General features: G+C 50.1%; 21 protein-coding genes. 13 read left to right on the forward strand and 8 right to left on the reverse strand.

The genetic code is table 11. The annotated features are described in order from the left end of the window. Positions 1 to 293 precede the first annotated feature (293 nt). Positions 294 to 3,404 carry a beta-galactosidase, LacZ type gene (locus tag R70331_RS14600; RefSeq protein WP_042176669.1) on the reverse strand — a complete coding sequence of 1,037 codons (3,111 nt, stop codon included), beginning with the start codon at positions 3,402 to 3,404 and terminating at the stop codon, positions 294 to 296. A 108-nt stretch (positions 3,405 to 3,512) separates the two neighbouring features. Here R70331_RS14600 and R70331_RS14605 point away from each other — a divergent pair, with 108 nt between their 5' ends. Beyond that, positions 3,513 to 4,331: a helix-turn-helix transcriptional regulator gene (locus R70331_RS14605; RefSeq protein WP_042176671.1), complete on the forward strand. Its 819-nt coding sequence runs from the start codon at positions 3,513 to 3,515 to the stop codon at positions 4,329 to 4,331. A 64-nt stretch (positions 4,332 to 4,395) separates the two neighbouring features. Here R70331_RS14605 and R70331_RS32495 read toward each other — a convergent pair whose 3' ends face one another. Beyond that, entirely contained in the window at positions 4,396 to 4,620 is a 225-nt protein-coding gene (locus R70331_RS32495) for a DUF6199 family natural product biosynthesis protein (RefSeq protein ID WP_052419063.1), read from the reverse strand. Positions 4,621 to 4,807: 187 nt separating this feature from the next. Between R70331_RS32495 and R70331_RS14615 the strand changes: the two genes are divergently transcribed. The 3 genes from R70331_RS14615 (at position 4,808) to R70331_RS14625 (ending at position 8,248) form a co-directional block, all read left to right on the forward strand. Beyond that, complete coding sequence (locus tag R70331_RS14615; protein WP_042176673.1) at positions 4,808 to 5,731, forward strand: NAD(P)/FAD-dependent oxidoreductase; 924 nt, start codon at positions 4,808 to 4,810, stop codon at positions 5,729 to 5,731. A gap of 110 nt (positions 5,732 to 5,841) precedes the next feature. Further along, positions 5,842 to 6,447, forward strand: coding sequence for a GNAT family N-acetyltransferase (locus R70331_RS14620; protein ID WP_197071334.1), 606 nt, complete (start codon positions 5,842 to 5,844; stop codon positions 6,445 to 6,447). Positions 6,448 to 6,580: 133 nt separating this feature from the next. Next, positions 6,581 to 8,248 (forward strand): DUF6138 family protein, encoded by a 1,668-nt coding sequence (locus tag R70331_RS14625; protein ID WP_042176675.1) that lies wholly within the window; start codon positions 6,581 to 6,583, stop codon positions 8,246 to 8,248. Here R70331_RS14625 and R70331_RS14630 read toward each other — a convergent pair whose 3' ends face one another. From R70331_RS14630 to R70331_RS14640, 3 genes are all read right to left on the reverse strand, one after another. Further along, positions 8,249 to 8,674 carry a MarR family winged helix-turn-helix transcriptional regulator gene (locus R70331_RS14630; RefSeq protein WP_042176677.1) on the reverse strand — a complete coding sequence of 142 codons (426 nt, stop codon included), beginning with the start codon at positions 8,672 to 8,674 and terminating at the stop codon, positions 8,249 to 8,251. Positions 8,675 to 8,764: 90 nt separating this feature from the next. Further along, on the reverse strand, positions 8,765 to 9,403 hold the full coding sequence (locus tag R70331_RS14635; protein WP_042176679.1) for a nitroreductase family protein: 639 nt from the start codon (positions 9,401 to 9,403) through the stop codon (positions 8,765 to 8,767). 258 nt (positions 9,404 to 9,661) lie between these two features. Beyond that, positions 9,662 to 10,249, reverse strand: coding sequence for a P-loop nucleotide/nucleoside kinase family protein (locus R70331_RS14640; RefSeq protein WP_042176681.1), 588 nt, complete (start codon positions 10,247 to 10,249; stop codon positions 9,662 to 9,664). 126 nt (positions 10,250 to 10,375) lie between these two features. Here R70331_RS14640 and R70331_RS14645 point away from each other — a divergent pair, with 126 nt between their 5' ends. Further along, the gene (locus tag R70331_RS14645; RefSeq protein WP_042176684.1) at positions 10,376 to 10,852 is read left to right on the forward strand and encodes a GNAT family N-acetyltransferase; all 477 of its coding nucleotides are present in this window, start codon (positions 10,376 to 10,378) and stop codon (positions 10,850 to 10,852) included. 20 nt (positions 10,853 to 10,872) lie between these two features. Continuing rightward, on the forward strand, positions 10,873 to 11,439 hold the full coding sequence (locus R70331_RS14650; RefSeq protein WP_042176686.1) for a 5' nucleotidase, NT5C type: 567 nt from the start codon (positions 10,873 to 10,875) through the stop codon (positions 11,437 to 11,439). Positions 11,440 to 11,530: 91 nt separating this feature from the next. Here R70331_RS14650 and R70331_RS14655 read toward each other — a convergent pair whose 3' ends face one another. Then, the gene (locus R70331_RS14655) at positions 11,531 to 13,252 is read right to left on the reverse strand and encodes an ABC transporter ATP-binding protein (protein WP_042176688.1); all 1,722 of its coding nucleotides are present in this window, start codon (positions 13,250 to 13,252) and stop codon (positions 11,531 to 11,533) included. A 151-nt stretch (positions 13,253 to 13,403) separates the two neighbouring features. Beyond that, positions 13,404 to 14,456, reverse strand: a complete 1,053-nt coding sequence (locus R70331_RS14660) for an ArsR/SmtB family transcription factor (protein WP_042176690.1) — start codon at positions 14,454 to 14,456, stop codon at positions 13,404 to 13,406. A 205-nt stretch (positions 14,457 to 14,661) separates the two neighbouring features. Here R70331_RS14660 and R70331_RS14665 point away from each other — a divergent pair, with 205 nt between their 5' ends. Together R70331_RS14665 and R70331_RS14670 are read left to right on the forward strand one after the other, a co-directional pair. After that, on the forward strand, positions 14,662 to 16,515 hold the full coding sequence (locus tag R70331_RS14665; RefSeq protein ID WP_042176692.1) for a glycoside hydrolase family 13 protein: 1,854 nt from the start codon (positions 14,662 to 14,664) through the stop codon (positions 16,513 to 16,515). A 40-nt stretch (positions 16,516 to 16,555) separates the two neighbouring features. Next, on the forward strand, positions 16,556 to 18,817 hold the full coding sequence (locus R70331_RS14670; protein WP_052419064.1) for an amylo-alpha-1,6-glucosidase: 2,262 nt from the start codon (positions 16,556 to 16,558) through the stop codon (positions 18,815 to 18,817). 110 nt (positions 18,818 to 18,927) lie between these two features. Here the strand turns inward: R70331_RS14670 and R70331_RS14675 are convergent, their stop codons facing one another. Continuing rightward, entirely contained in the window at positions 18,928 to 19,416 is a 489-nt protein-coding gene (locus R70331_RS14675; protein WP_042176694.1) for a hypothetical protein, read from the reverse strand. A gap of 374 nt (positions 19,417 to 19,790) precedes the next feature. Here R70331_RS14675 and R70331_RS14680 point away from each other — a divergent pair, with 374 nt between their 5' ends. The 5 genes from R70331_RS14680 to R70331_RS14700 all read left to right on the forward strand — a co-directional run bounded on the left by R70331_RS14680 (position 19,791) and on the right by R70331_RS14700 (position 25,599). Further along, positions 19,791 to 20,039 carry a hypothetical protein gene (locus R70331_RS14680; protein ID WP_042176696.1) on the forward strand — a complete coding sequence of 83 codons (249 nt, stop codon included), beginning with the start codon at positions 19,791 to 19,793 and terminating at the stop codon, positions 20,037 to 20,039. A 78-nt stretch (positions 20,040 to 20,117) separates the two neighbouring features. Continuing rightward, on the forward strand, positions 20,118 to 20,783 hold the full coding sequence (locus R70331_RS14685) for a hypothetical protein (RefSeq protein WP_052419065.1): 666 nt from the start codon (positions 20,118 to 20,120) through the stop codon (positions 20,781 to 20,783). 420 nt (positions 20,784 to 21,203) lie between these two features. Beyond that, entirely contained in the window at positions 21,204 to 22,280 is a 1,077-nt protein-coding gene (hydE, locus tag R70331_RS14690; protein ID WP_042182710.1) for a [FeFe] hydrogenase H-cluster radical SAM maturase HydE, read from the forward strand. Between the two features lie 12 nt (positions 22,281 to 22,292). Further along, positions 22,293 to 23,285 (forward strand): 2-oxoacid:acceptor oxidoreductase family protein, encoded by a 993-nt coding sequence (locus R70331_RS14695; protein WP_042176701.1) that lies wholly within the window; start codon positions 22,293 to 22,295, stop codon positions 23,283 to 23,285. A 22-nt stretch (positions 23,286 to 23,307) separates the two neighbouring features. Further along, positions 23,308 to 25,599, forward strand: a complete 2,292-nt coding sequence (locus R70331_RS14700; RefSeq protein ID WP_042176704.1) for a thiamine pyrophosphate-dependent enzyme — start codon at positions 23,308 to 23,310, stop codon at positions 25,597 to 25,599. Positions 25,600 to 25,606: the final 7 nt, after the last annotated feature.

The raw sequence follows: 25,606 nt of genomic DNA on the forward strand, positions 1-25,606 counted from the left end.
CCAGGCCACATGCTGCTCCCACAGGGTGCGTGTCAGGTTCTTGAAGGCTACCTGTGCATGGGTCAGGCAGACAAGCTGCGGCCCGTAATAAGCCGGAAAACAGTGTGAATTACCATGAGCAGTAGAAGCGGCATAAGGGCTGACGCCCCTGTAAGCATACATTAAAAATCCCCCTCGGACATTGATACCCTATCCTATGGTACATCCGCCTAATTGGTTCTAAGCGTCTGCTGTGCGGACAGCAAAAAGGAGAGCCTGCGTAATGCAGGCTCTCCTGTAACTAACGATACAGCTTATTTAGGTGCAATAGTAAAGCGGAAGAAGTACGGGCGGTTAGCCGGCAGCATAAATTCTTTGTGAATCGGTGCTCCCCAGCTGTCATCGCCGCCGACACCCATCTGCTTGTAATTCACTCGCAGTACAGTTTTGTCTGAGGCAGGCAGCTTATAGACATGGTCGCTGGCTTCAAGCTCATCCGGGGTCCAAGGCATTGCATTAAGCTCGAACAGGGAAGGAGCATCAATCTTGAAGCCCTTGCCGTCTGCACCACTGGTTAGCGAGGCGAATCTGACATCGGTTTTGTTGCCTGATTCCTGCGGACGCAGGTAAGGGGTGAACTGGTCACTCACCTTGCCGCTATAGCTGCCGACAGCTGCACTGGTGTTACGGTCCCAATGGTTCTCATGCGGGCCGCGGCCGTACCAGGAGATCGTATCAAGTCCGCTGTCCAGCACAAACATCATACCGAATTCCGGAAGCTCAGGCAGGCTGCTGCTGCCCGGGTTCAGCTCCTGGCTGATTTCTACAGAGCCGTCACTGCGGACATCGTATTTCACGCGCAGAATGGAATCCGGACCAGTGAACAGCACGTAGTCTGCAGAGATGGTGCAGCGGTTGTCCTGAGCCTCAAAGCTGAAGCTGATCAGGCTTTGGCTGCTTGAAGCCTCTTTCCATACAGCACTGCGCTTGTCGAGACCGTTACCCAGGTCGTTGTCGGTTACCGCTCTCCAGAAGTTGGTTCTGGCCGGCTGCAGAAGCTGCTCCTTACCGTTTGCAACATAGGAGTAAAGCTCTCCGCTTGTTGTATTAAAGGAAACAGAGAAGGCTTCCCCGGATACCGTAACATTATCATCCTGCTCAGTCACCTGAAGGGACCCGCCGGCATTAGTCCGGCTGGAGGCAATCCATGGCACCAGGACGAACTGCTCCCAGGCAATTTCATGACCTGCTTCCGACCAGGCTGTAGCTTCAGCCTGTGTGAAGGAGAGGGTTAGTACAGCTTCCTTATCGTTCAGCAGATCGCTGGCTTCATAAGGAACAGATACTTCGATAGTTTCACCTGGAGCAGCAGATACCTGCAGAGTGCCTTGCTGAGCCGTTTCACCGTTCAGGGATACATTCCACTGCAGCTGATATTCACTCAGATTGCTGAACAGGTAGTTGTTCTTGATCTGGAAGCTGCCTTTTTGCAGGTCAAGGGCAGTGAGCTTGATGTACTGATAGCATTTTTTGACCTCAAGCAATTTCGGGGTTACCGCGCGGTCAGCGAACAGCAGTCCGTTACCGCTAAAGTTGCCGTCATGCGGGCTTTCGCCGAAATCACCGCCGTAGGCCAGATACTCGACTCCATCCGCCGTTTTGGTCCGGATCGCCTGATCCACCCAGTCCCAGATGAATCCGCCCTGGATGATGTCGAATTGATCGAACAGCTCGGTGTAGAGGTGCAGCCCGCCGCAGGAATTACCCATTGCATGGCTGTACTCGCAGAGAATGTACGGCTTTTTCGGATTGTTTTTGGCATAGTGCTCAACTTCATTGGGTCTGATATACATAGTGGATTCGATGTCGCTGGCCGCTTCGGAAGGTCTGTAGTGGAAAATCCCTTCATAATGCACCGGACGGGTCGGATCTGCTTCTCTCAGGTAATCGTGCATGGCAATGAAATTGTCTCCGCCAAAGGACTCGTTGCCGAGTGACCAGATGATGACCGACGGATGGTTCTTGTCGCGCTGCATCATGGCATTACAACGGTCGATAACATTTGCCCGCCATTCCGGTCTGCTTGCCGGTACGTTGGTTTCTACCAGCTCTTCCTGGCCGTATTTCCAGGAGCCGTGAGTCTCCAGGTTGGTCTCATCGATGACATATAGGCCGTATTCATCGCACAGCTCATACCAGATGGACTGGTTCGGATAGTGGGAAGTACGCACAGAGTTGATATTATGGGATTTCATCAGCTGGACATCGCGGATCATATCCTCTTTGGAGAGGGCGCGTCCGGTGTCACAGGAGAATTCATGGCGGTTGGTGCCCTTCATGACAATGCGCTTGCCGTTGATTTTCATCAGGCCGTCTTTGATTTCAAAGGTACGGAAGCCGACCCTGCTGCTGACCAGTTCCTGCACCTGCTGCTGATCGTCAATAACGCTGATGACTGCAGTGTACAGGTAAGGCTTCTCGGCGCTCCATTTCTCAGGGTTTACGATATGCCGGCTAAGCTGAATCTCCTGCACATCTGTTCCGTTAAAAGTAACAGCGGCAGACAGCGGCTGCTCCCAAAGCGCCTGCTTTTGTGCGTCATAGAGCTGTACTTCAACCGAATAAGGATTTAATTCACTGTTAAAATAATTCTCCAGCTGGAGCTTCACTTTTAGTTCAGCATCTGTAAATGCTGTATCAAGCTGTGTTACTACAGAGAAGTCGGTAAGATGAACCTGCGGAGTAGTATACAGGTAGACATCGCGGAAAATCCCGCTCAGCCGCCAGAAATCCTGATCCTCCAGCCAGCTTGCATCACACCAGCGGTATACTTCTACAGCCAGCTTGTTTTCGCCTTCCCGCAGGTAAGGGGTAAGATCATATTCCGATGGAGTAAAGGTATCTTCGCCGTAACCGACCAGTTCACCGTTCACCCAAACATAGAAAGCGGCTTCCACCCCTTGGAAGCTGATGAATACGGGCTGACCAGCCCAGCCTTCAGGTACTGTAAACGTACGTGTGTAAGAGCCGACCGGATTGTATTTGGTTGGTGCAAACGGCGGCTTCAGATCCGGTTCGGATTCAGCCCACGGGTAACGGACATTGGTATATTGCGGGTAGTCAAAGCCCTGGAACTGCCAATGTGAAGGCACAGGGATCTCGGCCCAGCTGCTGTTATCGTATTCCAAGGTATAGAAATCCTTAATGCGCTGCTCCGGAGTCTCTGCAAAAGCAAACTTCCAGCTGCCGTTAAGGGAATGATAGTTAGGTGATGCTGCAAACTCGCCTTGAAGTGCCTGCTCTACAGTTGTATAGGAGATCATAGAGGCATGAGCCGGCAGGCGGTTCAGCTGAAAAATTTCGGGATTGTTATTCCATTCGGGATAACCGTTGGCTGGTGGTTGGTAGTCTAGCTTCTTGCGCACATTAACATCTCCTTGTATTGTTATATTCATATTATAGAGCGCCAAAAGGATATAGGATATAAAAGGATATTAGTGTCTTATAATAAAATATGAAACAGGAGGACAACTATGGAGAGCATGATGGTGTTCTGCGCGGCGGATGATACGCTTCAGCTGCCGCTGTACGCTACAACGATCGGATACTGGGAGCATCAGGAAGAAACGGCCCGTCCTGCCGGGTTTCCAGATTACCAGCTGCACCAGGTTCTGAGCGGCAAAGGTGAGCTGACAGTCGGGGAGAGGAGGTATGTGGTCGGACCCGGTGAGGTGTTCTTCACCTTCCCTGATATTTCTCATTCCTACACCCCGATTACCCGGGAGTGGGAGCTGGCCTGGATTTCGTTTAACGGAAGGGAGGCTGGAAGCATGCTGTCATATGCGGGAGTCCGTGAAACGGGAGTCCGCAGATTGAGGGATTCAGAGCTGATGGTTCCGTTTCATGAGCTGCTTCAGCTGCCGGATGCCAACGATCTGGAGAATAATCTGGAGCGCTCCAAGCTGCTGTACGCGATGCTGCTCGACCTGAAAAGGAATCTGCCGCCAGCAAGCGAGGAAGATGAGCTGGTGCGGATAAAACCGGTGCTGGAGCATATTGAGCTTCATCTGCACCGGGCGCTGTCTCTAAAGGAGCTTGCAGAGGTCATTTCTGTTTCCCCGCAATACCTGTGCCGGCTGTTTCAGCGGACGGTTCATGACCGGCCGGTAACCTATATCAACAAGCAGCGCATCAATCGCAGCAAGCAGCTGATGTTTCAGCAGCGGGAGAAGAAGCTGTATGAGATTGCCCAGCTGACCGGCTTCGAGAATGCCAGCTATTTCTGTGCTGTATTCAAACGGTTGACGGGGATGCAGCCGGAGCAGTTCAAGCAGCTGCACGGGCTGGATTGAGTGAAACGGGAAAAAGGCACGTTCCGCATTGTCCGGGATGGACAGCAGAACGTGCCTAAGCGTGTTAAAGAAACTGAATAAGGCCAAATACTATGAATAGTGGGCCTATACAGATACAAACTGTGCCTCTAAAGGTCATGAGACTAATATATGTACCGCTGGGCTCTGAATCCCCCTGCACCTTCCAGCCCTCATTCGTTTTCCAGGCAAAGTCAGGGTGCTTGCGGATGTATAAGCCAAATGCGATCAATCCGATACCAAGTATAAGCAAAAATATCCCGAGTATCATACCATCAGCTCCTTTCAACGGTTATACGTCATGGAGCGGGGATTGTTGCTGTTTATTTTAAAATATACCGGGATGGCCAGACTAAGACTTGCTAAAAGGGACATCATGGAGTATCGTAGACATAAAGAGTCTGTAATAGCTTTTTTTAATATTGCGGACATTATAACTCTGGAAAAGGCGGGATATTATGAGTGGGAAAGTAGATGTCGTTATTATCGGAGGAGGACCTGCAGGTCTAAATGCGGCATTGGTTCTGGGACGGGCCCGGAAATCTGTTATTGTGATTGACGATCTGCAGCCAAGGAATATCGTTACCCGCGAGACGCACGGATTTCTTACAAGAGACGGAGCAAGTCCGCGGGAATTCAGGAAGGCGGCGCATAAGGAGCTGGCGGCATATCCGTCAGTAAACCGTGCCAGTGATACTGCTTCTGCCGTTACAGGGAAGGATGGGGCTTTTGAAATTACAACAGTCTCAGGTGCTGTGTATTCTTGTAAGAAGCTGCTTTTTGCTGTTGGAAAAAAGGATCTTCCGTTGTCCATTAACGGACTCGCTGAGGTCTATGGCAAAAGCGCCTTTGTCTGCCCGTATTGTGACGGCTGGGAGCTCCGGGACAAGAAGCTTATTCTCCTTGTGAACGGAACTCACGCCCTGCACTTGGCTAAAGTAATCTCCGGCTGGACGAAGGATTACAGTATTTGTACTAACGGACCGGCGGAATTATCGGATGAAGAACGCGGAGAGCTGTCGCGGCATGGGGTGCTTGTGCATGAAGCAGCAATAGAAACGATAGAATCGGAGGAGGGAATGGTACAGCAGGTTCTATTGGAGGATGGAGCGCGGCTAGCGTGTGACGGTATTTTTTTCGCTCCCAAGCTGACAAGAGGCTCGGATCTTCCTCAAGCTTTGGGCTGCGAGATGAATGAAGCGGGCAGCGTTCTCACAGATGATTACGGCAAAACAAACATTCCCGGGGTTTTCTCTGCCGGCGATGCCGCCTCTGAGAAGTATCAGGCAATTGCCGCAGCTGCATCCGGCGCACTGACCGCTATAATGATTAACAGTGAGCTGAACGGGGAGGCCTGGGATGCGAGTGTGTCGGTGGAATAGAACAGTATGGAAGTCTAAATATACTGCAGGTTAGTGCATGGCCGCTTATATAATCTGCCGGTAAACTGGATGTATCTGCAGAAGAATCATGTGAAGCTGGAGGGAAATCATTGCGGGCGGCAACTGAAAATATAGATACCGTAAGGCTTATGCTAAGACCATTTACATTGCAAGATGCCCTGAGTATGCATGCTAACTGGATCAACGACAGGGATGTCCAGAGAAACTATGGTGAACCAGTTTATAGTAGTATACCTTTAGTAGAAGAGTTACTGCGTGAGTGGCTGCTGTCCTATAATAGAGAGGATTTTTACCGGTGGGCAATCATACTTAAGGATGATGAGGAATGCATTGGACAAATCGCCTTTTGTAAGGTTGACGCGGATCATCGTTTTGCAGAGATCGAATACTGTATCGGCCGGCCGTATCAGAATAAAGGGTATGCCACTGAGGCTTTAACAGCAGTAATACAGTATACCTTTACCCGTACTTCACTGCAGCGGCTGCAGGCATATCACCGCGGGCAGAATGCGGTATCTGGAAAGGTGATGCAGAAAGCTCACATGCAGTATGAAGGTACACATAAAGAAAGTTACTATTATAGCGATACTGGAGAATACGATGATAGGCATTACTATGGAATCGTAAAAAGGAACGATATGATTATCATTAAGAGAAGAGCAGCCCCCGGCTGCTCTTTGTCTTATTCACCGTAAATAAATAGCTCCACCCTTTCTGGAGCAAATTTGAACAGTATGTAAGGATACTGTACTATTTAATGTAATGATTAATAGAGTAGACTTGACACCCTCACTTCCGATATTGCTGTGTAAAGGAGCAGGTAATGCTATGGATTATTCACTGCAACCGATTATTGAGGAAATGAAGCAGGAAATAGACAAGTGGATCGCATATATCAACGATAAGGATGCTGAGAAAATTGTAAAACGAACTACGCTTCAGGCGGGCATTCACGGGTACGCGCTCCTTAAATATGAGGGTGGCAGAGTGGATGTGACGGATTACCCGCTGGATTTATCTATGCCGGGCAAAAGCCGGCTGAGTACCAGCGGCGGGCTTACAGAGGAGCAGGTGCGGGAGCTTATCGTTCCTGAGCTTGCTCACTATATGCAGCATAAATTAAAGGCACTCCCTCCGGCAGTACTGGACTACCGGTTTAATTTTGAAGGGAACTTCGAAGTCGTAAGCGGCGGCACTGTCAAAGTGCTTATTCTCAAATATGTGGACGAGGCGAAGAAGCAGCAGCTGCTGGACCGGATCAGCTCCTATATCTCGAGCAAGCTCGAAGCCGGCAAATATCCGACCAAACCGTTAGAAACGTTTTTCTTAGCCCGGCATCTGCTGGATGAAGAATTGTTTCCTGTCTTAGATTCCGGAAGAATCGTGGGTCTGTATGAGCGGATACAAGAGCTAAATAAAGGAAGTAAGCTTCTTGCAGAGCACCGCAATACACTAACCGTGGCCCTAAGGAACTGGGTTGAGGAGCAGTGGCTGCCAAGATACTTTGAGCTCACCGGCAGTGAATGGCAGAAAGAATATAAGAAGAAGAGCGGTATTGTGCTGGAGGAGAGCGGGAGCGAACAAGAAGCGGAGAAGCTGGTGATCTACGGTGCAGTAAGCATCATCAGATATGAGCCTTCTTACAGCAGAATTACGGGGCTCACCTTCCTGAATTGCCTGACTGCCCTCGGCAGCACCCGGGCTGAACAGCTGATCCGCGAGGGCAGCGGAGCCTTCGCTGAGGAGGTTACCAGATTGAGGGCTGAACTGGTGGATTGTACTGCTAATGATGTGTTTGCTGAGGTAAGCATCCATATGAAGCAGGAATCAGGGGAGAGCTATGGTCAGGCACTCCGGTTCCTGACTAAGCTGCTTAAGCTGGGCTTTCCCATAAGCTATCAGATTAAGCTGAAATCCGCAGTTAAGCGCTGGCTGCCGCTCAAGGGACTGGCCAAATCGGGCACGCACCGTTTTTTTGCAAATGCGCTTGAGTATCCGGAGGTCCACCCGTTGCTTGAAGAGTACGCCAGGGCAGCCATGGAAACCTTCGAATGGTATACGGATACGGAAGGGGAGAAGTGCTGCATGCCTGGCAGCTATGCGGTCTTTGGTCTTGGTCTCACAGACCGGGCATATTTCCCTTTGGTCAGAGAATACATGGAGAAGGTAGACGTTGAACATCAGTCGGTCCAGAATGGGTTCACAGCAGCATTATATGGGCATTACGGAATTAACACGGAGACGCTTCCTATACTCGTGACGTGTATGCTGTATAGTACAGATTCATTAAAGCTAAAGATGATGAAAGAGATGGAGGATGAACGGCTGCTCAGACTGATGCTCAATCAGGTCCGTAGCCTCCAGTACTACCAGGTGGAGCATCTTGTGTACCTTATTTGGGGCGGAAAGGACAAGCTGAAGAAGCTTGCTGACAAGGCTGAAGGGGAAAAGAAGCCGGTTTTTGAAGAGCTGATGCAAGCTGCCGGACGCGGCTAACTAAAGATCCTTCAGATTGTGATGCAGCCTGGTGAGCATGTCTGTCAGCAGATTCGTCTCCTGTTCACTGAAGCCGTTAAGCAGCTGCTGGATAAATTGGGTCCGTTCCTTGTTAAAGTTTATAATAAGGCTACGGCATTCCTCAGTCAGCCGTACAAAAGTCACCCGCTGATCTTCCGGGTTGCGTCTTCTGGTCACCATGCCTTCCGCCTCAAGCTGCTTTAGATGACGGGTAATTGCAGCACTGTCGATGTGAATGGCCTTTTGCAGATCACTCTGGGTAACCTCATCCGCAAGATATAGCTGATAGAGCAGATCGTACCTCGAAGAGCCGATCCCGGTGCAGCGCTCGAACTTCGGGCTAAGCTCATTACCCATTTTTTTGAGCAGGTACAATACAGCTTCTTGTTCCATTGAACAATTCATAGTGTTCCCTCCTTGATGATATGTTAAAAGAAGACGGAGCTGTTCTCCGTCTTCTGCAATAGCTGTTCAAGTAAGCAGATAATGTTTAACTTAAGCCCAAACCGTTGTTTGGTCAACTGGCAGACGGTAAGAATTGAAGCCCTCACTGGCAGCCTTACCGATAGTCAACAGCATAACCGGCAGATAGCGCTCTTTGTCCATACCGAAGGCATCAGCGATCTGGTCCTTTTCATAGCCGCCGATCGGATTCGTGTCATATCCGTGGGCACGCGCAACCAGCATCAGCTGCATGGATACCAGGCCGGCATCGAGCAGAATAATATCGCGCATATCTTTATCGCTGATCTGCGAATACAGCGGCTTAAAGGCATTCAGCTGATATTCTTTTACATCTTGCGGCATATAGCCGAGCTCCACGGCCTTGCCATAAATTTCTTCGGAGTAATCGAAATTGTTCATGTCTCCAAAGACTGCAATGACAGCAGAAGCCTGAAGTACTTTATCCTTATTGAAACGTGAGAGGGGAGCAAGCTTTTGCTTGCCTTCTTCACTGTCAATCACCAGGAAGCGCCATGGCTGCATATTGATAGACGAAGGAGCCGTACTTGCTTCCTTCAGAATTTCCGTCATTTCTTCTCTGCTGATTTTCACAGAAGGATCATAGGTTTTGATGGAACGGCGTCCATAAACAATCTCATTGAAATCATTGGTTTGCTGGAATTCTTTCATGCTGGTTCTCTCCTTGATGTTATATTTTATTTATTTGATCCGTCAATAATTGAGGGGTCAACTATTTATGTGTTCAATATATTTCAAATTCATTGCGATTGCAATAGTCTAATTAAAATGAATCACAAAAGAAAGTTACCTGTTCAGGAACAATATTACATCTGTGCTATTCTCATCAACTTAATTTGTGCCTGTCGGGTTAGCCTTTCCGCACATTTCATCCCTTATTCATCCCGGCGGCACTTCGTTAATCCAGGTTCATTCCCCGTAGATAAAATGCTCCACTTTGCCCGCAGTCACATCCAGCTCAGGTCTCGAATTGTCGATTACCGTTACACTTCCTTCCGGCAGCGGCCAGGCGACTGTGCGGGGGCTGAAGGCTGAGCGGAACTGCTCCCAGTTACGGAATTTCCAGCCGTCCAGCGGGGAGTTGCGGCTGGTAATCCGCTCGCGGAACAGCGATTCATCCGCCAAGGTGACCAGCACAACCTTTACATCAACCTCCTCCAACGTTCTGCCGATCCGGCGCAGCTCAGCTCCGATCCATTCCGGGTCGGCGGCTTCCTTGGTAAAGGGTCCGACCACATAAATATCAGCGGCCAGGCCGATGTTATCAAGTGCGGCATCCATCGTGATCCGGTAGCCCAAATCGCGGCATAAGCTTTTATATTCATCCGAATCGCGGTCATTGGGGTCAAGCCCGTGCATGGTCAGGATGGCGGTAGCCGCAGGCCTTAACAGGATATCCATATCCACAACGGCCGCTTTGCGGCGGGCAGCAACTGCTTTGGCCAGTGTAGTTTTGCCTGCGCCGCCCGGACCGAAGAAAAACACAAGTTTGTTCATGAAAGACACTCCTTTATGTAAGTCAGACTGTATATATCCTAGCATTTTTTGCAGGTTAAGTTCACTCTGCAGATTTCATGTATAATAGACAAAAGAAAATAGAAGCTTACTTTGGAGGCAGTGCAGATGAACATAAGACCGATTGAACCTTCAGACAACAGTGCAATTGAACAGGTCATCAGGGAATGCCTGATTGAATTTGGAGGCAACCGGGAGGGGCTGGCCTGGGCAGACGACAGTATGCGGGATCTCTATAGCTATTACAACGAAGCGGATAACCGGGCATACTGGATCGTAGAAGAAGGCGGAACTGTTCTGGGAGGCTGCGGAATTGCACCCTTTACTGGGTCGGAGCAGGTCTGTGAGCTGCAGAAAATGTATCTCGCCAGCACCACGAGAGGGACCGGCATCGCTGCTGAGCTATTGCAGACTGCGCTTGCTTTTGCCGGACAGCACTACAAGCAATGTTATCTGGAAACCCTGCAGACAATGGGAGCAGCGAACCGCTTCTATCAAAAGCACGGCTTCACTGCGCTTGCTGAGCCAATGGGGGGTTCAGAGCATTTTGCCTGCGATGCCTGGTATATTAAGGATTTAAGCTAACTAAAGGACAGGAGATACATATGAAGAAACCGATCATCGCCGTTGATATGGACGATACCATCTGCCATCTCGTTAAACGGGCCATATACCATAATAACAATGAATTTCCGACGCATCTCCTGCGCTATGAGGATATGATCGACTGGAACACAGACCATCTGCGTCATCCGGACAGCACGCTGGATATTTTTTTCGGGCGGCCGGGGCTGTATGAGGAGCTTGAGCTGTTCGATGAGCATGTGGTGGAAGAGATGGAGAAGCTGCACAATGCCTATGATGTCATTATCGTTACTGCTGCTGTCCCCAAAACCGTAGCCGAAAAATGGAATTGGCTGCAAAAGCATATGCCGTACATCCCTGCCGAGAACTTCTTCACCTGCAAACGGAAGCATCTGATCAATTTCGATCTGCTGATTGACGACGGTCCGCATAATCTGCTGCCTGCAGTGCAGGAGGGCAAGAAGGTGCTTTGCATCCCGCATCCGTGGAATCTCAGAGCACGTGAGGAATATGCGTTTCCGCTGATGACCTCCTGGAAGGGTGCGAAGGAGCGGATTGATGAAATCCTGCAGACTGGTCAATCGTAATTAAGGTTTTGAAAAAAAAGGACGCCTCCGGCACACTGCCCGCTACTTGATGGCAGCTGTGCATGGAGGCGTTTTTGTCATTGACAGTGAATTAGCCGTTCACCAGCTGCGGCCGTGAAACCGTTTCTGTCCTTTGGGCAAAACGGCCGAAGGCGTCTTCGCGCTCCAGTAATTCCCTGAAGCTCCCGGCTTCGGCAATCCTTCCATCTTCCATATACAGGATTTCATCATACTGTTCCAGCAGTTCATCATTAATGTTATGGGTGATGGTAATCAGGGTGAGGTCCGGCATGGCTAACAGGCTGCTCTCAATCTCATGGGCGGCCCTGTTGTCTACAGCTGAGGTAGCTTCATCCAGAATCAGGACCGGCTTGCTGCGGATGAGCGCCCGGGCAACCGCTACCCGCTGGCGTTGACCGCCTGAGAGCAGGGTGCCATTTTCCCCGACTGCGGTAGAGAGTCCTTCTCCAAGGTGCTGCACATAGGCGTACAGGCTGCTGCCGCGGAGCGCTGATTCCAGCACGGGTTCCGGGAATTCCTCGCCTAGACAGATGTTGTGCTTAATATCTGAATCAAACAGATATACATTCTGATGAATTATAGAGGTTAGCTGAAGTAGGGATTCGTGATCCTGCCTGCTGACCTCCCTTCCGTCCACTGATATGGAACCCTTGTAATCATCGTAATATCCGCTAAGCAGCTTGATAAATGTTGATTTTCCGCAGCCGCTGGGTCCCAGCAGGGCGTACTTTTTTCCTTTTTCAAAGGTGAAATGGATATCTCGGAGGACAGGCTGCTCCTGCTGATAAGCAAACTGTAGCTGGCGCACCTCCAATGATTGTTTGAATATTGTTGGCTCCTGCTGCTGAGCGTCTGATGATGCTTTGCTCTCACCGGCCAGTGCCTCAAAGCGTTCCAGAATGGGCTTGACGCTTGTAATTCGGGGAATATTCTGCATAATGACAAGCACAGGGCCGACCAGTCCGCCGCTCAGCTGAACCAGTGCAACCAGACTTCCGGCAGAAAGGTTTCCGGTAATGATCAGGTAAGCAGCGACAAACATTACAGAGAACTGGCTGAGCATAGCCAGTGCTTCAGAGATACTCTCGTTAGCGGCGAACAGCCGGTCTGCTGTAAATCTGACATTGGCGGCCGTACGGTTGGCGTGCTGAAAGCCCTGCTCGGTTTGCTTTTTAAGTCCAAAAGAACGGATAACTTCAAAGCCTGCCAAGAGATCCTTAGCGTATGCGGTGAACCGGGACATCTGGACGGACACGGCATTCAGCCTGCTTTGCAGCAGCTTGCCAAACAGGGAGGGTACAAGAAACATAAGAACCATGCCTATGACCAGAACAAGCGTAATCAGCGGACTAATCGAGAGTAGAACAAGCAGGGAGGCAGTAAAAATAATTGCATTTTGGAACGTGCTGAGGAGTGGCTGAAGGGCATTTTCTTCAATCAGCTTGATGTCATTGGTCAGCGCCGACAGGTAATCAGCGGTATTGGCTGCTTTGAATTCAGCTGTTCTTTTATGAAGTACACCGCGGAATAGCCTCTCCCTGACCGATATTGTAACATTGCGGATCAGAACCTTGCTGCATAGGGAATACACAAAGCTGACCAGGCAGAGCCCCAGCAGATAAACAGCCGACAGAAACAGAATACGCTGGAAAAGCTGCATATTCCCCTGAAGCGCAGCATCTATAACCTTCTGCAGAATAATAGCAATCAGTACCCCGGCAGCGGCAGCAACAATACTGAATAGCAGTGTGACAGAGAGAACCAGCTTGTTCCGGGCTAAGGCATGTTTCACTTTTCATCATCTCCATAATTAGATTGAGGTATAATTTGTAAGATGAAGATAACACATAAATTCAATAGACGTCAAACAAATAAGATGATTATCAAACTTTAGTTGTGAAAAAGCTCCCCACAGGATAACGTTACGGGAAGCTAAGGGAGATCTATAAAAGAAACTGCTGCAGGTCAGAAATCAGCTCCTGCAGATTCTCTGAATCCAGATGATAATAGACTCTGCCGTTATTCTTTTCCACACGTACCATCTTGCAGGCAAGCAAAACATTCATATGATGAGAAATGGTTGCTGCCGTAAGTCCCAGCTGGTCGGCAATTTCCAAATTGTACTTTGGGCTGACCTTAAGTGAAGCTAAGATCTGTAGCTTACTGTTGTCGGCAAGCGCCTTCATCCGCAGCAGCATCAGCTCCCTGGAGTCCTCCTGATTCTTACTGGCATTAGGCATCAGATGTATTAATAAGCCATAATAACATCGCGTGGACAGCATAATCAGTGCCAGCGGGGTAATAAGCGCAGGATGTACGATCACCTGCTTATCACTTAACTGCCTGACAAGCTTGATATAATGCTCGTCCTGTTGCTTGTCAAAGGCTTGAACGTAATTGGCTAACAGGTTGTTTAATGGCTTTTCTACCGCTTGGCGGGCCATTTCAAATGCCGGAAGATTCAAGGATACAACTTCTGTCAGGGTGATCAGATGCCGGTGCGGATGCTGCAGCAGAGTCATCAGCTTCCATTTGGCTGCTTCTTTCAGAGGACTTTCATTAAGAAAGCCAACAATCTCATCAAGTGACTGGAAGGAGGCTGGTGCGGATTCACTACAAGAATGATTCTGCATCGTCTCCATCTCATTCACTGCTTTTATAATCGTATCCCGCAAAGCCTTCTCGGTGATGCTTTCCAGTGAAGTAAGCCACTCCGGATTTTGACTCAGCAGCTCATGCAGGAGATTGAAAAACACACTGTCCTCGTCATTGAAAAAGAATTCAGCATGCTTATCAACAATCCGGTGTCTGCTGAAGGTTGTAGTGTATTTTTCCATGAATTTCAGATGCTTGTTGTAAAAAGCTTCTCCATTCAGACCGAATGTGTCCAGTTCCCCGATACTCTTCTGCAAATAGGACTCAGGCTGATAGCTTACGTACAACAGCCCCATCGTTTCAAACACCGGGTCCAGCTGTTCATTTATCTCCAGGTTCATAATGCCTCCGTCAGCTAAATAGTTTGGTCATCATCTAATTTATTATAGTTTGGTCATCATCTAATTTATTATATTTTGGTTGAATTGTATTGGCAAGCCTGCAGCACTTTTATTCAGGAAAAGGCAATTGACAGAGCTTCGGAGGAAACGATATACTTACATCACTTAAACGTATAAGTTAATATTCTATGAGGAGTGTGCTGCTGTGGATTTGGCCTGTTTTGTACATGAACCCAAGAGCCCTTTATCCTATGCCTTTGATGCTGAAACCCTGCATATCCGTGTAAAAACCAAAAAAGATGACCTGAAGTCGGTCACTGTGCTGGCGATGGACCCTTTTAACTGGAAGCCGGTGCCTGGAGATTCGCATGTCTATGAATTTGCTGTTGATATGATGCAGCGGGTTGAGATGAAAAAGGAATATGTCACCCGTTACCACGACTGCTGGTTTGCCGAGCTGACCGGCTTTAACTGGAGAAGAATCAAATACGGCTTTGTGCTGGATGACGGGGAGGAATGCTGCTTTGCCGGCTGTCAGCGGGTGACTCCGCTTGCTCAGGACTGGACAGCGCCCAAGGATTATACGAACTATTATAATTATCCGTACATCCTTGAAGAGGATTTATATGAGGCGCCTGAATGGGTAAAGGAGACCGTCTGGTACCAGATTTTCCCGGACCGGTTCAACCGCAGCAGCTCGTCCGCGCCTTCGGACCATATTCTGGAGTGGGGCAGCGATCAGCTTGACGGTAATGGTAAAATATTCGGCGGCAACCTGCAGGGTGTCACCGAAAAGCTGGACTATATCCAGGGGCTGGGCTGCACCGGGATCTATTTTACCCCTATATTTGATTCGCCCAGCTCTCATAAATACGATACAAAGGATTATTTTAATATTGATCCCGTCTTCGGTGATAACGAAATCCTCGGCAAGCTGGTGGAGGAAGCGCATAAACGGGGGATTCGGGTCATGCTGGATGCGGTTTTTAATCACTGCGGGTATGAGCATCCGTTCTGGCAGGATGTGCTGAAGCAGGGACGTAACTCGCCATATTTTGACTATTTTTATATACTGAATGGAGATAAGGAGGTTGTACCGGACACGGAGCTGGCTGCGAGGGAAGGCTATTATTTCGGGGAGCATCTAAATTACCGGACGTTTGCCTACACTGAAATGATGCCCAAGTGGAACACGGGAAATCCGGCAGCGCGTGAATACCTGATCAGTGCGGCAGTCTACTGGACAGAACGCTATAATATCGACGGCTGGCGGCTGGATGTGGCCAACGAGGTATCCCATGATTTCTGGCGGGTGTTCCGCAAAAGGCTGAAAAGCATCCGCAGTGACATTTACATTCTCGGGGAAAACTGGCTTTATTCCAATCCGTGGCTGCAGGGCGACCAGTTCGATGCGGTGATGAACTATGAGTTCACGTGGCCGGTTACCCGGTTCTTCGGTACAAGAATGCCTCTGGAGGAAAAATACAGTGCCGAGGATTTCAGGTATGCCATCAACCAGCTGCTGGTCAGCTATCCCAAGCATGTGGCCCTGAACATGTTCAATCTGCTCGACAGCCACGATACGGCGCGGATTCTGCATCTTTGCGGAGATAACCCGGAGCTTGTCAAGCTGACTTATGTCTTCCTGCTTACTTACGGAGGATCGCCGAGCATTTATTATGGCGGTGAGGTAGGCGTTGGCGGCGATGAGCATCATAACCGGCAGTGTATGCCGTGGAAGCCGGAGGAGCAGAATCAGAATCTGTATGAGACGGTCCGCAGGCTGATCTCGCTCCGGCGGGAGCATCCGCAGTTCAAAGAGATTGACCTGGAATGGCTGTCTGCAAAGGGCCAAGAAGAAACATTGATTTATAAAAAATCCAGCGCAGATAAAGCACTATACGTGCTGCTTCATAACGCTTCTGTTGCTGAGGCAGTAGCGCTGCCTGAACAGTTGCGTAACCGGAAATTAAGTGATTTGTATACTAACTTGGAGCTGGAAACGGGCGAGGAGATTACGCTTCAGCCGTATTCTTTCCTGCTGCTGGCAGATAGCTGACAGGGAACTGACATTAATAGAGCAGGAGGATTTTGCGAAAATGACAGACGGGTACGTATCTGATTCTTTGGAGCAAATGAAGATTAAGGTAAGCCGTGAGGCCAACCGTGCGGTTTCCTTTACCAATAAAGAGGCCTGTTTTTATTACACGCAGACCCATGTGAATGATCATCCTGAGCATGCTTACTTTGAAGGGATGAATGTGGCGAAGAACCGGATTTTTGGCGGATATACGCTTTATGCTGACCATCAGGAGCTGGATAATGAGCTGGCTGAGGTCCAGGTCAGTCCTTATTCACTGGTTCGTATCCACGGGAGCATTACGGAAGAGCTGTGCCTGTTCGATTACCGGAATGTGCTTGAGGTCAGTCTGACGGGGGGTGTCGGCAGCATCGGCATTTCCTTTAAAGGCGAGGAACTGGAGTTCCTGGAGCTTACTAAAGATACGGTTTACTTCAAGGCAATGGAAGGGGACTGGATCATTGCTCTGCGCGCCAAGGGCAACGGGCCGTTAATGATGGACAGGGAAGTCTTCCAGACCAACGGTGCAGCAGGAGGATTCTTTATTTCTGCCGCCGCCACCGCGGAAGAAGCTGCGCTGCTGATTGAGGATACGGAGCGGCAGGCGGCTGCGCTGAAGGCTGAGCGTATACGCCGGATGGACGACTTTCTGCAAAATAATGTGTATCTGGACAGCAGTAACGAGGAGCTGAAGCTTGCGCTGAACTGGATCAGCCTGACCATGGATCAGCTGGTAACGCGGCAGCAGGGGGAGGGGATCTACGCCGGACTGCCGTGGTTCAATGAATATTGGGGACGGGACCAGTTCATTGCAATGCCGGGAGCGGTGCTGGTCAGCGGCCAGTTTGAGACGGCGAAGCAGATTCTGCTGTCTTTTGCGGAATACCAGAACACGGACGAATCGTCGAAATATTACGGCAGGGTTCCGAATATACTGGCTCCTGAAAACATTGACTATCACACTACAGACGGTACGCCCCGGTTCATTATGCAGCTGCAGGATTATGTGAAATACTCCGGGGATACGGGCATCATCAAGCAGCTGTATCCGGCAGTGTGCAGCAGTATCGAGGGCTCCATCCGTCACTGGGTGGACGGCAAGGGTTACCTGACCCATGACGATAATGAGACTTGGATGGATGCGCGGGATGCAGAGCTTAACTCCTATTCCCCGCGTGATACACGGGCCAATGATATACAGGCATTATGGTATGGCCAGCTGCGGGCGGGTGTTTATTTTGCTGAATATATGGGTGACCGGGAGAAGGCTGAGCAATGGGGCAGTCTGGCTGACGCTTTAAAAGAGCATTTTGCCGCCGATTTCCGTGCTCCGGCTTACCCTTATCTGGCAGACAGGCTTGATGCGGACGGTGCTCCGGAGTTCTCGCTGCGTCCGAACCAGCTGTTTGCCTTTGACCTGTTCGATGACCGGGAATTCAAGAATAAAGCAGTCCGCACAGCCTGGGAGGAGCTGGTTTATCCATGGGGCACTGCGTCCCTGGACAGACGGCATCCGTTCTTTCACCCGTTCCATCTGACGGAGGATTATCACAAGGACGAGGCTTACCATAACGGTACGGTATGGACCTGGCTCAACGGGATTGCTATGCAGCGGATGATCGAAGCCGGGCAGGAAGAGACTGCTTACGGGCTGTTCAGGAACATGAACCGGCAGGCACTGGAGCTTGGCGTAGTGGGCGGACTAAGCGAAAATCTGGACGCATACCCGCAGGAAGGAGCTGACCGGGCGAAGCTGACCGGCGCTTATCTGCAAGCCTGGTCGAATGCCGAGCAGCTGCGGGTCTGGTATCAGTATTTCCTGGGCATCCGCCCGGATATGATTGCAGGCAAGGTTCTGCTTGCCCCGCGTATGCCGCAGGAGCTGACCGATGTGCGGTTCCGGGTAAAAACGGGAGAGGGTCTGATAGATGCTGTGTATTCCTCCTCCGGCGGTGAGCAGCTGTATACTTACCGTTTCACAGGAGTGACACTGACCGCTATCGTTGATATATCGGTGTTTGAGCTTGTGGAAATTCCGGTCTCGGACGGCAATGAGCTGCGCATCCGCATTAGCGGGGATCGGCTGACAGCTGAACTGCTGGATGGTAGCGGTGAGCGGATGGGTCAATGGGTATTGGAAAGATCTGCTGACAGAGCCTTACAGCAGCGGCAAAGTGACCTGATGATTGGCGGGGTGCAGTTTGCTGAGCCGCTGGCTTTATCAGAGCATCCGGTGATGGAGCGGCAGGCAGCTGCGGTGGGCGGAGAGACAGAAGAGTAAAATTGAATCAGCTTTAGCACACCTGCTGGTGCGGCGGAATTAGAGCTGGTAGAGACCGTGTGGGACGCCGACGATGCGGGAAGTGAGTACTTTGAAGTGATAGGGCTCCATCAAAGGGAAAAATCCCTTTGGTGGAGCCCGTTTTGGGTTGAGAGAGTGGAATCAAAGGGAAAAATCCCTTTGGTGGAGCCCGCTTTGGGTTGAACGAGTGGAATCAACGGGAAAAATCCCTTTGGTGGAGCCCGTTTTGGGTTGAGAGAGTGGAATGAAAGGGAAAAATCCCTTTGGTGGAGCCCGTTTTGGGTTGAGGGAGTGGAATGAAAGGGAAAAATCCCTTTGATGGGGCGCGCATTGGGTTGAACGAGTGGAATGAAAGGGAAAAATCCCTTTGGTGGAGCCCGTTTTGGGTTGAGGGAGTGGAATGAAAGGGAAAAATCCCTTTGGTGGGGCGCGCATTGGGTTGAACGAGTGGAATCAAAAGGAAAAATCCCCTTGATGGCGATCAGGCTGATGGACAGCGCAGCCGTCAGCATGCAGGCGAGGATAATCACCAACATTTTGAAGCGGATTTTATGCATAAAAAGCAGTAGCTTTCTCATAGCCGTCGTTCTTCCGCATTTTTGACCTGTAGGTCCAGTCTAACGACCCATTTTCGCCGCTGTTAATGTGTGATGGAAAGTGGATAGATTTCTCCACCTTTTTGTATCTGTGTAGGATATACCCCGGACTTAGACAAATTATGACATGCATACGTTCTTGATCGTGGTATCATCTATTAGTCTATTATTATAGTTTCGGGTGCTGCTTGGATTGTGGCAGATATTGCTTCATTTACTGATCCGACAGGGGCAGCTCCACTGCTGCACATGGTACTAGAGCTGTTTCTGCTGTTACCAAGGGAGCACGTGTTGCGGAGCGTGTTGAAGAAGCTGCAAAAGTTGTAAGTAAGGTAAAGGGTGGGAGCTTTAAGGCCGTGGATGCAACGAAGAGTGGAAATGAGGTCGGCCACCATATAGCTCAAAATACATTTAATAAAAAAATTGGTATAAGTAGAGATAGAGGGCCAGCAGTGTTAATGAGCAAGACTGATCATGCGAAAACACGAACTTTTGCAGGTAAGGGTAATAAATCAATGAGAGATGATACCTTACTTGCCTCAGTACTAGACAGAGAATGGAAAAAATGTATGGTGCGTAAAAAGAAATTTTGGACGAAAGTATAACGAAAGACTTAAGGAAGCTACACGATATGGGCAAACGCTTTATAGTAGCCGCCTTAAAAAATAATAATGGATGAGAGGATGGTAAAAGTGAAAACAAAAGGGTTTAGAGCTTTGAAAGGAAAGAGTGATTTTTCTCATCGCTTTGGTGGGGAAAGGTGGAAAACCCCGGTTTGTCCTAACTGCAAAACACATATTCATTTATTACTAACATTTGACTTGCTTGATGAGAATTTGAGTGAGTTGTCGAATGAGAAATCGATGGAACTTCCTCTCATATCTTGTCTGAATTGCTCTTCATACTGGTCACCGCAGCAATTCAAATTGAATGTTGTGGAACATAACGTCTCTATCATTACGATGGAGGATGAGGAACATTGGATTGCAGAGGAGGAAGACATTGTTGTGTACCCTCTGCCTGAAGTAGCGATGAAATTAATAGAGCTGCAAAAAAAGGATAACCCTGATCCAAATGATGATCATGCAATGGATTTAGCCTTTAATGCTTTTGGTTCAGAATACATTTGTAGAGTACTAGATAATCCGTTAATTCCTCTTGAGTCAACAGAAACTAATTGTCCTAGTTGTGCAAGTGAAATGAGGTATGTTGCAACTATATGCAGCGAAGATTATGGTTCCGAGGGACTAATATATGAAGAACTTGTCTTCCGTTTAGGGGAGGCTTATCTTAACTTCTATTTTTGTAAAGAATGTTTGATTGTACGGACTAGTATGCAGAGTACCTAACATTATATAAATGATAGCACTTGAATACTGCCATTATGGCAGGTTCAGGTGCTTTATTCACGTGAAAAGATTTATCCAAAATTCTGCGAATGTAGTTACCTGGGGGCTAATATACGGGAGATCAGCAACAGGTTGAATTTTGTTCCGTGCGGATTTTCTATTTAAGTAGAAGCAATCCACCCCGATTCTCAATTAGACTGAGAATGACACATCTCCGACAAACCCTGTCGGCATACCCGTTATGCATAAACTTTTCAACAATTCCCAAAAAGATCATAAGCAGCAGTCAAAACCCGGCATTTAAAATTCGGGTGCGGCATAGTCTAAAGTATTCTTACCGAGTAAACTTTTTTAGTATTTATCGAGGAGCAGACATCACTATGGATTTAGCCTGCCGCAAGGGACGGTGGCCACTGAATGATGGAAGCATTGCTTAGCAAATTATCAGAGCAGCAGGAGCTGACAGCAGAAGAAATCGTCTGGTTTCTCAAGAACCTTACTCCTGAACTGAAGCAGCAGCTGTATGGCCGGGCTTCAGAGGTTCGTAAGCAGTATTATGATGTAAGCGTTTACTCTCGCGGATTGATTGAATTCTCCAGCTATTGCAGACAGGATTGCCTCTATTGCGGACTGCGCAGGTCCAATCTGAATGCGGAGCGGTACCGGCTCACAGAGGAAGAAATTCTCGAATGTGCGGTGGAAGGCTACAAGCTTGGTTATAGGTCAATTGTGCTTCAGAGCGGGGAGGATGCTTTTTACACTGAAAAAGTAATGACCTCCATCGTCCGCAAGCTTAAGCTGTTCTTCCCGGATACTGCGATAACACTGTCGGTTGGTGAACGGAGTGAGGCTTTTTACCAAGCATTATATAATGCCGGGGCGGACCGCTATCTGCTACGTCATGAAACGGCATCACGCACACTGTACGAATCGCTGCATCCGGGCATGTCGTTCGATAACCGCATGGAGTGCCTGCGCATCCTCAGGGAGATCGGCTATCAGGTGGGGGCGGGCTTCATGGTCGGGCTTCCCGGCCAGACACACCGGCATCTTGCCGAGGATCTGCTGTTTCTAAAAGAATTCCATCCCGAGATGATCGGCATCGGCCCGTTTATCCCGCACAGCGCAACACCGCTTAACGGAGCGGCGGGCGGGACGGTGGAAGATACGCTGGTGATGATCGCGATGGCCAGACTTATGGTGCCGGATGCTCTAATGCCTGCAACGACTGCTATGGGCACACTGGACCCGTCCGGCCGTGAAAAAGCGATCCAAGCAGGAGCAAATGTCGTCATGCCCATCCTGTCACCGCTACAGATCCGCAGCAAATATGCCCTGTATGAGCAAAAAATCTGCATGGGCGATGAACCGGAGCATTGCCGCAGCTGCCTTGAAATGCGGATCGCCGTCTCCGGCTACCGGATGGAATTTAGCCGGGGGATCACTACAGATTTAACGTACAACTATAAAACAGTAAGTGAATATTTTCACTATTAAGGAGGAAACCCGTTGTCTACCTTGACCAAGAAAAATGCACTCGGCTTCTATGAAATCCGCCTGGAATCCATCGGCGGACTTGGCGCCAACCTGGCCGGCAAAATGCTGGCCGAGACCGGAGCGCTGGAGCTGGGCTTCAATGCCGCGAACTTCTCGTCCTACGGCTCGGAGAAAAAAGGCTCACCCGTCAAAACCTTTGTCCGGTTCTGTGATCCTGAAATGGAAATACGGGATCACAGTCCGATTGAGCAGCCGCATCTGATTGCTGTTTTTCATGAAGCGCTCTACAAGATTGTGAATGTTGCCAGCGGCCTGCAGCCGGACGGGGTGATTCTGGTCAATACCACCCGCGGCTTTGCTGAGGTGCGGGCCAGTCTGACGGTGGAGTCCGGCACAGTTGCGCTGATTGATGCGATGGGAATTGCAGTGGAGGAGAAGACCAAGATTAACACAGCCATGCTCGGGGCCATGTTCCGTATCTGTGATTTTCTTGATCCCGAAGCGATGCGCACCGTTATCCGCCGGACCTTTGAGAAGAAATATCCGCAGCTCGTGGAGCCTAACCTCCGCACGTTCGACCGGGGCTACAATGAGGTGCAGTTCATGACCTATGAAGTACCGGAGGGTTCACAGATCAAGCCCTTTAAGCGGGTGCAGTCCTTGCTCGGATATAAAACACAGCTGCCTGGCGGCGTAATTACGGCACAGGGAAACAGCATATTGAAGGATCTGGGCGGCTCACGGGCCGGACTGCTGCCGGAGTTCCATGCTGATACATGCATCAGCTGCGCAGCCTGCGATAATGTGTGTCCGGATTACTGCTTCGTGTGGGAAGCGGAAGCCGATAAACGCGGGCGGATGCAGCAGGTATTGAAGGGTATCGATTACCAGTACTGTAAGGGCTGTCTGAAATGTATTGAAGCCTGCCCGACCGATGCGCTGACCAGCCTGCGTGAAGAGCCTGGATATGCCGAGCAGCACCGTGTTGCCCAAGTGTTCTGTTAATTGAAGAGGGAGGAACTCACCAATGGCTGTTAGTGAAAATCAATTATCCGGAGCATTGCCGGCTGAGCAGGTCACCTGCTTCGAATCCGGCAATGAAATGGCGGCTACCGCTGCTGCACAGATTAACTATCATATGATGGGCTATTTTCCGATTACCCCCTCGACCGAGGTTGCCCAATATCTTGACCAGATGAAAGCCCGCGGCCAGCATGATATTCAGCTCGTTGCCGCAGACGGTGAGCATGGCTCGGCGGGAATCTGCTATGGGGCTGCGATGGCAGGGGCGCGGGTGATAAACGCAACCAGCTCGCAAGGCTTCCTGTACATGCTGGAGCAGCTGCCCACCCAGTCGGGCACCCGGTTTCCGATGGTGCTTAACCTTGTAACCCGTGCGGTCAGCGGACCGCTGGATATCCGCGGCGACCACTCAGACCTCTATTACGGATTGAACACGGGCTGGGTCATTCTGACGGCAAGCACACCGCAGGCGGTCTATGACATGAACATTATGGCGCTGAAAATAGCGGAGCATTCAGAGGTAAGGCTGCCGGTAATGGTCGCGTATGACGGATTTTTCACCTCGCATCAGAAGCGTAAGGTGAAATATTTTAAGGACAATAGCGTCGTTCAGAGCTTTGTCGGGCCGAACCCGAACCACAGCTATCCGAATGTGTCCGACCCGGCCCGTCCGGTAACCATCGGCGCCCATATGGGCGGGGATGATCTGCTGAACAACCACTATCAGCTGTCTGAAGCCTTGGAGAAAGCGGGCGACGTGTACAGCGAGATTGCCAGAGACTATGCGCTGTTGTCCGGCCGTGAATATAAGGTGCTCGATCTGTACCGGATGGAAGATGCTGAATACGCTGTATTTCTGCTCAATTCTGCCGGAGAGACAGCGAAGGATACCGTTGACCAGCTGCGTGACCAAGGAATAAAGGCCGGGCTGATCCGTCCTAACATCATCCGTCCATTCCCGGCTGAACAGCTGCGTGCCGCACTGAAAAATGTCAAAGCGCTGCTGGTAGGCGAGCGGGCTGATTCCTACGGCGCCCAAGGCGGCAATCTCACCCATGAGATCCGTTCCGCGCTGCAGGCTGATCCCGATAACAGCACGGTTGTCCTCTCCCGGATCTTTGGACTGGGCGGCAAGGATTTTTATGCCGACGATGCAGCAGCCTTTTTCCAGCTGGCAATCGATGCGGCCGCAAAGGGCTATGCAGAGAAGCCTTTTGACTACTACGGCTACTATCCGGGCGAAGAAAAGGATGCACTTGCTCCGGTAATGGAGCCTCTGCACGGGAATGCCTACAAAACGGGGCTGATCCAGGTCACACAGAATGAAGAAACGGGACTGCTCAAGGTGAAGCTGCCGCCGCTGCGGCAATTGACCGTAAAGCCGCACCGGCTTGCTCCCGGACATGGCGCTTGTCCCGGCTGTGGTGCGCTGTCAGCGCTGGAGCTCTTTTTTAAAGGAATAGAAGGGGATATGGTTGTGCTCTTCCAGACCGGCTGCGCTTATGTAGTTACTGCAAGCTACCCGTATTCCTCGCATAAGCAGACCTTCGTGCACAATCTATTCCAGAACGGGGCAGCAACGCTGGCCGGCATGGTGGATGCGTTCTATGAACTGAAACGGCGCGGCGAAATTAAGGTTGCGGATGATGTCACCTTTGTCATGGTCTCCGGGGACGGCGGCATGGATATCGGGATGGGGGCAACCGTAGGTGCAGCGCTGCGCAATCATAAAATGATCATTCTGGAATATGACAACGAAGGCTATATGAATACCGGATCGCAGCTGTCTTACAGCACCCCGGTGGGGCATATGACCAGTACATCTGGCGTCGGTGTTGCGCAAAAGGGCAAAAAAGGCCATCACAAGGATACCGCCCAAATTCTCGCTGCCTGCAACATTCCTTATGTGTTCACCGGAGCGGAGAGCAATCCCCAGGACCTGCTGCAAAAAGCGGCCAAAGCCCAGTGGTACGCCAACAACGTCGGAACCGCCTACGGTAAAATACTCTGTGCTTGTCCGCTCAACTGGAAAACGCCGGATGATCAGGGCAATGAGCTGGTGAAGGCAGCGGTGGATTCCTGCTTTTTCCCGCTGTATGAGATTGAACAGGGTATCACCCGCATCACCTATAATCCGGAGGACAAAGGCAAACGTATCCCTGCGGTCGACTGGCTGAAGCGTATGGGCAAAACGAAGCATCTGGTGAATGACGCGGAGCAGCTGCAGGATTTTGAGAATGAAATCGAGCGCCGCTGGAGCCGCCTTAAGCTTAGACATGAGCATGAGCTGCTCTAAATCGGAT

Origin of the sequence: Paenibacillus sp. FSL R7-0331 (assembly GCF_000758645.1) — a bacterium.
Taxonomy (GTDB): domain Bacteria; phylum Bacillota; class Bacilli; order Paenibacillales; family Paenibacillaceae; genus Paenibacillus_AQ; species Paenibacillus_AQ camerounensis.